The sequence below is a fragment of the Desulfosalsimonas sp. genome (assembly GCF_046483245.1).
Taxonomy (GTDB): Bacteria; Desulfobacterota; Desulfobacteria; order Desulfobacterales; family Desulfosalsimonadaceae; genus Desulfosalsimonas.
Genome location: NZ_JAWODO010000040.1, coordinates 50066 through 56774 on the forward strand (window position 1 = coordinate 50066; position 6709 = coordinate 56774).

Annotated in this window: 9 protein-coding genes; all 9 read left to right on the plus strand. The window is 54.1% G+C overall.

What is annotated here, in order from left to right; translation table 11 throughout:
- Positions 1 to 4 precede the first annotated feature (4 nt).
- On the plus strand, positions 5 to 568 hold the full coding sequence (gene lptC, locus R6U41_RS03990; RefSeq protein WP_410268544.1) for an LPS export ABC transporter periplasmic protein LptC: 564 nt from the start codon (positions 5 to 7) through the stop codon (positions 566 to 568).
- Between the two features lie 58 nt (positions 569 to 626).
- On the plus strand, positions 627 to 1166 hold the full coding sequence (locus tag R6U41_RS03995; protein ID WP_410268545.1) for an LptA/OstA family protein: 540 nt from the start codon (positions 627 to 629) through the stop codon (positions 1164 to 1166).
- On the plus strand, positions 1163 to 1888 hold the full coding sequence (gene lptB, locus R6U41_RS04000) for an LPS export ABC transporter ATP-binding protein (protein WP_410268546.1): 726 nt from the start codon (positions 1163 to 1165) through the stop codon (positions 1886 to 1888). Before R6U41_RS03995 ends, lptB begins: the two co-directional genes overlap by 4 nt.
- A 1-nt stretch (position 1889) precedes the next feature.
- A complete protein-coding gene (gene rpoN / locus R6U41_RS04005) occupies positions 1890 to 3314 on the plus strand; it encodes an RNA polymerase factor sigma-54 (RefSeq protein ID WP_410268547.1) in 1425 nt (474 codons plus the stop codon).
- A gap of 18 nt (positions 3315 to 3332) precedes the next feature.
- The gene (hpf, locus tag R6U41_RS04010) at positions 3333 to 3878 is read left to right on the plus strand and encodes a ribosome hibernation-promoting factor, HPF/YfiA family (protein ID WP_410268548.1); all 546 of its coding nucleotides are present in this window, start codon (positions 3333 to 3335) and stop codon (positions 3876 to 3878) included.
- Between the two features lie 60 nt (positions 3879 to 3938).
- A complete protein-coding gene (locus R6U41_RS04015; protein WP_410268549.1) occupies positions 3939 to 4397 on the plus strand; it encodes a PTS sugar transporter subunit IIA in 459 nt (152 codons plus the stop codon).
- Positions 4397 to 5266: an RNase adapter RapZ gene (gene rapZ / locus R6U41_RS04020; RefSeq protein WP_410268550.1), complete on the plus strand. Its 870-nt coding sequence runs from the start codon at positions 4397 to 4399 to the stop codon at positions 5264 to 5266. Before R6U41_RS04015 ends, rapZ begins: the two co-directional genes overlap by 1 nt.
- A 14-nt stretch (positions 5267 to 5280) precedes the next feature.
- On the plus strand, positions 5281 to 5697 hold the full coding sequence (locus R6U41_RS04025) for a PTS sugar transporter subunit IIA (protein ID WP_410268551.1): 417 nt from the start codon (positions 5281 to 5283) through the stop codon (positions 5695 to 5697).
- A 50-nt stretch (positions 5698 to 5747) separates the two neighbouring features.
- The coding region (gene gap, locus R6U41_RS04030) for a type I glyceraldehyde-3-phosphate dehydrogenase (RefSeq protein ID WP_410268552.1) at positions 5748 to 6709 on the plus strand (962 nt) is incomplete at its 3' end.

Genomic DNA, 6709 nt, shown 5'->3' on the forward strand with positions numbered 1-6709 from the left:
TTTAATGAAACACCGGACCCGATACAAACAGGCCGGATTACTGGCCATCGTTGTAATCGCCGTACTGCTGGCAACGGTGTTTGTGCGGTTTCGCATGCAGACCGGCCACGAGGAGCAGACCGAAAAGGAAAACACCTCGGAAGCGGCCCTGACCATAAACGGGTTTGAGCATACAGCCACACAGGACGGAAAAACCGAATGGGTGCTGAACGCAGCCACTGCGGAAATCTATTCAAATCAGAACAGGGCCGTGCTCACAGATATTGAAATGACCGCGTTCGGTTCAGACGGTACCGAAGTCAAGCTTTTTGCAGACACCGGTGAGCTTGACACCAAAACCCGGGACATGACGGTGGAAAAATCGGTTGTGGCCCGTTATCCCGGATATGAGCTCAGGACCGAAAGCTTGCATTATGAGCATGAGTTACATATATTGTATACAGACCAGAAAGTGGTTATTCACGGAGAAAATATGCGGATTTCCGGTGACTCGGCAATAGTTGAACTCCAAAAAGACCAAGTCACCCTTAAAGGTCACATCAATTCATGGATGGATCCCGTTGAATAAAGACAAGGCACGCAAAAACAGTCCGGTTCCTGCCGGAATCTTCGCCATCGCGGCGATTATGATAATCCTGCTGACAGCCTGGCCCTGCCGGGCACAAAACGCTGGGCTGTTTCGTCCCGATGAAGGCCGCATTCACATCACCTCGGATAAGATGGTGATCAAAAGCAATGAAAACAGCGCCGAATTTATCGGCAGCGCCCACGCGGTCCAGGGAAAAACCGAAATCAAATCCGACCGACTCAAAATTTTCTACAAGTCCGAAGAAGGCGCCCAGCCAGGTCAGTCCGGCATGAATGAAAGCAGTATCCGGCGCATGGAAGCCGAAGGAAGCGTGGTTATCCATACCGACGAGCAAACCGCCACAAGCCAGAAAGCCGTATATACCGCAGATGACGGCCTGCTGACCCTGACAGGCGAGCGCGTGGAAATCAAAAACAACGGCAACACCATTGTCGGCAGAAAGGTCACCCTGCAACGGGAAACCGGAGAAATCGTGATCAGCTCAGATGCGGGCAAGCGGGTGGAAGCTGTTTTTGAATCCGAATCCGACGCGGACAATCAGGACAAAACGGAAACCAGCAAAGCCCGAAAGCCATGACCCGAACCCTGAATTTAAAAAACCTGGTAAAGACCTATCATGGCCGAAAAGTGGTCAATCAGGTCGACCTGAACCTGACCGGAGGCGAGGTGGTGGGGCTTCTGGGGCCCAACGGGGCGGGCAAAACCACCACTTTTTACATGACCGTGGGCCTGATCCGGCCTGACGGCGGCCATGTGTTTCTCGATGATACAGACATCAGCGAGGATCCCATGCACGTTCGGGCGCGCAAAGGCGTAGGATACCTGCCCCAGGAACCGTCGGTATTCAAAAAGCTCAATGTGCGCGACAACCTGCTGGCAATTCTCGAAACCCTGCCGATATCCAAGGCCGAGCAGGACCAGAAAGCCGATGAACTGCTCGACGAGCTTGGCATCAAACGGCTATCGGCGCAGAAAGCCGGAGTGCTTTCCGGCGGAGAGCGCCGCCGGCTGGAAATCAGCCGGGCGCTGGCCACGGATCCGGCCTTTATTCTGCTTGACGAGCCCTTTGCCGGCATTGATCCATTGGCGGTAATCGATATTCAAAACATTATTTTACACCTGAGCCGGCGGGGTATCGGAATCCTGATTTCAGACCACAACGTTCGGGAAACCCTGGGCGTGTGTGACAAAGCCTATATTTTAAACAACGGCGAGGTAATCGAGTCGGGCGGCCCGGAAAAGATCGCCCAAAGCCCTGTTGCCCGAGAAATCTACCTGGGAGAAAAGTTCAGACTCTGATATGGCAATCGAACTCCAACAGAACTTAAAACTCCAGCAGCATCTTGTCATGACCCCGCAGCTGCAGATGGCCATCAAGCTTCTGCAGTTATCGCGCCTGGAACTCGTGGAAATGGTTCAGCAGGAACTGGAAAGCAATCCCACCCTGGAAGAATCAGAGACTGTGGAAACGCCCGAGGAAACTCCGGCTGAAACGCCTGAAGCCGCAGATGCCAGAGAAATCACAATGGAGGAATCCTTTGACGAGCGGCTTGACTGGCAGCAGTACATGGACGAATACAGCTCCACCGGACGGGTTCATTATGAGTCCGAGGAAAAGGAGGCGCCCAATTACGAGGCCTTTACCGCCAGCCGGACAAACCTTTACGATCATCTGCGCTGGCAGCTGCTCATGACCCGGCCCACGGCCGAGCAGGAAGCCATCGGAAGCCTGATCATCGGCAACCTGAACAAATACGGCTACCTTGACGTCCCCCTGGAAGAAGTCGCCCAAATGGCCGAAACCGATGTTTCACAGGTCAAAGACGTGCTTTATGTGATGCAGACTTTTGATCCACCGGGCATCTGCGCCAGGGACTTAAGCGAGTGCCTGCTGATTCAGGCCCGGCAGTTCGGCATTGAAGATCCTGTTGTCGAGGCACTGTTGCGCGATCACATCAAGAACCTGGAAAACAAACGCTACCAGGTCATTGCCCGCGAGCTGAAATGCAGCATGGAAACCCTGTCTGCGGCCATCGAGCTCATCCGCCAACTCGATCCCAGGCCCGGGTTCCGCTACGGCGACGAGGATCAGATCTACATCACGCCGGACGTCTACGTCTACAGGGAAGGCGACGATTATATCGTTATGCTAAACGACGACGAAATCCCCCAGCTGCACATCAACTCCTACTACCGCCAGGCCGTGCGCAAAGGAGAACCCATTGCCAAAGACACGCGCACTTATCTGCGCGACCGGCTCAGGTCTGCCGAGTGGCTCATTAAAAGCATTCAGCAGCGGCGGCGGACCATTTACAACGTCATGGTCAGCATCGTCAAATTCCAGCGCGATTTTTTCGACCAGGGCATCGCCCATTTAAAACCCATGGTGCTGCGGGACGTGGCAGAAGACATCAACATGCATGAGTCCACCATCAGCCGTGTGACCACCAACAAGTACGCTCATACCCCGCACGGCATCTTCGAACTCAAGTTCTTTTTCAACAGCTCCATTAACCGGTCTGACGGCAACACCATTGCCTCGGCCAGCGTACAGGAGGAAATGAGAAAGATTATTGCCGGAGAAAACCCCAAAAAGCCCTACAGCGACAAAAAAATCGCCGACATGCTCGAGGCGGCATCCGGCATCCGCATCGCCCGTCGGACCGTTGCCAAGTACAGGGAAATCATGGGGGTTCTTCCATCAAGCAAGCGTAAACAACCCTAATCAAGGAGGCAGGTACCCATGCAAACATCCGTGACATTCAAAAACCTTGATCCCTCCGATCACCTGAAATCCTATGTTTCCAGCAAACTCGACCGCATGGACAAGCTCCTGGACAACCCGGCGGAGGCACAGGTGGTGCTCTCCGTGGAAAAAATCCGTCATATCGCAGAAATCCGCGTGACCGGCGACCGGCTCAATATCGTGTGCCGGGAAAAATCCAATGACATGTATTCCTCCATTGACCTGGCCCTGGACAAGCTTGAAAAACAGATCAAAAAACAAAAAGCCAAAATCAAAAACCATCGCCAGGGCGGCCGGGGCGAGGACAGAAGTCCGGAGCCGGCAGCAATGCCAAGCGGGGACGAGTCCCCCGAAGAAGCCCCGGGTGCCAACGTCATTGTCCAGAACCTTGAATACAAACCCATGGACGTGGAAGAAGCCATCATGCAGATGGATCTGATTTCCGATAATTTTCTGGTGTTCAGAAACGCCCGGACCAACCAGATCAATGTGCTTTATCGACGCAATGACGGGGATCTCGGACTGATTCAGCCCCTGGGATAACACCGAAGCACCGGTGCCGGCCGGCAACTGGCCGGCACCGCGCAAACAGGGTGCAATGTTATGAAAATACTTGATTACATTACTGCGGACACGATCCTGACCAACCTGCAGGCAACGGATAAAAAAGGGGTTATCGACGAGCTCACAGAGCCGGTAGCCGCCCTGACCGGCCTGGAGCAGCGCAATATCGTCCGGGTGCTTATCGAACGCGAGCGGCTAGGCAGCACAGGCATCGGCGACGGCATTGCCATTCCCCACGGCAAAATCAACGGAATTGAATCCCTGGTCCTCGGATTCGGGTTGAGCCGGAATGGGGTCAATTTTGAGGCCCTGGACGGCAAGCCCGCTTATATTTTTTTTCTGCTATTGAGCGCGGACAATTCCACGGGGCTGCACCTGCGGGTGCTGGCCCGGATTTCAAAACTGCTCAGGGATCAGGATTTCAAGGAAAAACTGATGCGGGTACACAGTGCCCAACAAGTCATGGACGTGCTTTCGCAAGTGGATGAGGATTTCTGATGCATCGGCATAAAATCGTCATTATCACGGGCTTGTCCGGATCGGGAAAAAGCGTGGCCCTGGCCGCGCTTGAAGATGCAGGCTTTTACTGCGTTGACAACATGCCGGTCAAGCTGCTGCCCAAGTTCATGGAGCTTCCCCTGCAATCGGAATCCGAGATCTCGGGGCTCGGATTTGTCATGGATTTGCGGGAAAAGGGGTTTCTCCGTTCCTTTCCGGAGATTTTCCATGATCTGCGCCAGCGCGGTTACAACATTGACGTGTTTTTCCTGGAAGCCGAAGAAAACGTTATCCTGCGGCGATACAGTCAGACCCGCCGGCATCATCCCCTGTCCCAGGACCGGGGACTGCAGGAAAGCATCCGGGCGGAAATCGGACATATGGACCACATTCGCCAGATGGCCGACCGTATCATTGACACCACGGATTATACGCTCCACGATCTGAAATCCGTCATCTTCAACCTGGTGGAAACCATCATCCATTCGAAGCCCATGCGTACACAGGTGCTCTCATTCGGCTTCAAACACGGCATTCCCCAGGACGCGGACATGGTCATGGATGTACGGTTTATGGCCAATCCCTTTTTTGTTCCCGAACTCAAGGACCTGGATGGCCGCAACCGCCCCGTGCGCGAATTTGTACAGACAAACAGCATTACCCGGGCGTTTACTGAAAAATTTCATGATTTGGTTGACTTTTTGCTCCCGCTTTACGAAAAGGAAGGCAAAGCCTACCTCACCATTGCAGTGGGCTGTACCGGAGGGCAGCACCGATCGGTGGTTATTGCCCAGGCGCTTTATGCGCACATCAACAAACCAGGCCGGCCCGTGATGCTCACACACCGGGATGTGGACCTCAAAACCTGAGCCAAGGACCTTTTATGATCGGAATTGTTATTGTCACTCACGGACAGCTCGGCGAGGCGCTCATTGAAACCGCATCCATGATTTTCGATGAACGGCCCCGGGCTGTAACCGCGGTTTCCATAGACCTGTCCCAGGATGTCAACAAACTCAGAAGCAAGATTGACAAGGCTGTGCAGTATGTAGACGAAAACGAAGGTGTGATTATCCTTACGGACATGTTTGGGGGCACGCCCTCGAATCTGAGTTACTCGTTTCTGGAGGAAGGACGCATTGAGGTGATTTCCGGGGTGAACCTGCCGGTTCTGATCAAGGCGGCCAACGCCCGCAACCGGGAGTCAAAGCTCGATGTACTGGCCAAGACCATCGAGGCTTACGGCAAAAAAAGCATTTCCCTTGCCAGCGATATTTTAAAGGGCAACAAGCGGGAATAAACAGCAAACTTCATTTATTGTGAATACCACATTTATAAGGAGGAAAGAAAATGGCGATCAAACTCGGCATCAACGGAATGGGCAGAATCGGCAGACTGGTTTTCAGGGCTGCCCTGAACCGGTCCGACATCGAAGTAACAGCAGTCAACGATATCATGGACACCAAAAGCCTTGCCCACCTCTTGATTTATGACTCGGTACACCCGCGCCTGGATGCGGAGATCATTGCCCGGGACAACGCCATTTCGGTCAACGGCAAAACCATCCGGGTTTTTGCGGAAAAAGATCCGGCCAATATCGGCTGGAAAGAAGCCGGCGTGGATATCGTGGCCGAATGCACCGGACTTTTCCGGGACCGGGACAGCGCAGCCAAGCACCTGAGCGCGGGGGCGAAAAAGGTCATTATTTCCGCACCCGGCAAAGACCCGGACATGACTTTTGTTATGGGCGTCAATGAAACCGACTATGACAGCGCAAACCATCATATTGTCTCCAACGCCTCGTGCACCACCAACTGCCTGGCGCCCGTGGCCAAGGTGCTGGACGAAAAATTCGGCATCCAAAGCGGCCTGATGACAACCATCCACTCCTACACCGGCGATCAGCGCCTGCTGGATGCCCCGCACAAGGATCTGCGCCGGGCGCGTGCGGCTGCCATGTCCATGATCCCAACCACCACGGGCGCGGCCAAGGCCGTGGGCCTGGTGCTGCCGCAGCTAAACGGCAAGCTAAACGGCATGGCCATCCGGGTGCCCACACCCAATGTCTCGCTTGTGGATTTTGTGGCCACGCTCAAGCAGCCGGCAACTTCGGAAACGGTGAATGCGGCATTAAAGGAAGCCGCCGAAGGCCCGCTGGCGGGCATTCTGGGATTTAGCGAACTGCCGCTGGTTTCCGAGGATTTCAACGGCAACAGGCTTTCATCTGTGGTGGATGCGGAAAACACCTATGTTATTGACAACATGGTCAAAGTCCTTTCCTGGTATGACAATGAAACCGGCTATTCCACCCG

What these genes read in the sequence shown, in the direction of transcription:
- lptB (WP_410268546.1), top strand. Translation starts at nt 1,163, where the DNA reads ATGACCCGAACCCTGAATTTAAAAAACCTGGTAAAGACCTATCATGGC.
- rpoN (WP_410268547.1), top strand. Translation starts at nt 1,890, where the DNA reads ATGGCAATCGAACTCCAACAGAACTTAAAACTCCAGCAGCATCTTGTC.
- R6U41_RS04015 (WP_410268549.1), top strand. Translation starts at nt 3,939, where the DNA reads ATGAAAATACTTGATTACATTACTGCGGACACGATCCTGACCAACCTG.
- rapZ (WP_410268550.1), top strand. Translation starts at nt 4,397, where the DNA reads ATGCATCGGCATAAAATCGTCATTATCACGGGCTTGTCCGGATCGGGA.
- R6U41_RS03995 (WP_410268545.1), top strand. Translation starts at nt 627, where the DNA reads ATGATAATCCTGCTGACAGCCTGGCCCTGCCGGGCACAAAACGCTGGG.
- hpf (WP_410268548.1), top strand. Translation starts at nt 3,333, where the DNA reads ATGCAAACATCCGTGACATTCAAAAACCTTGATCCCTCCGATCACCTG.
- lptC (WP_410268544.1), top strand. Translation starts at nt 5, where the DNA reads ATGAAACACCGGACCCGATACAAACAGGCCGGATTACTGGCCATCGTT.
- R6U41_RS04025 (WP_410268551.1), top strand. Translation starts at nt 5,281, where the DNA reads ATGATCGGAATTGTTATTGTCACTCACGGACAGCTCGGCGAGGCGCTC.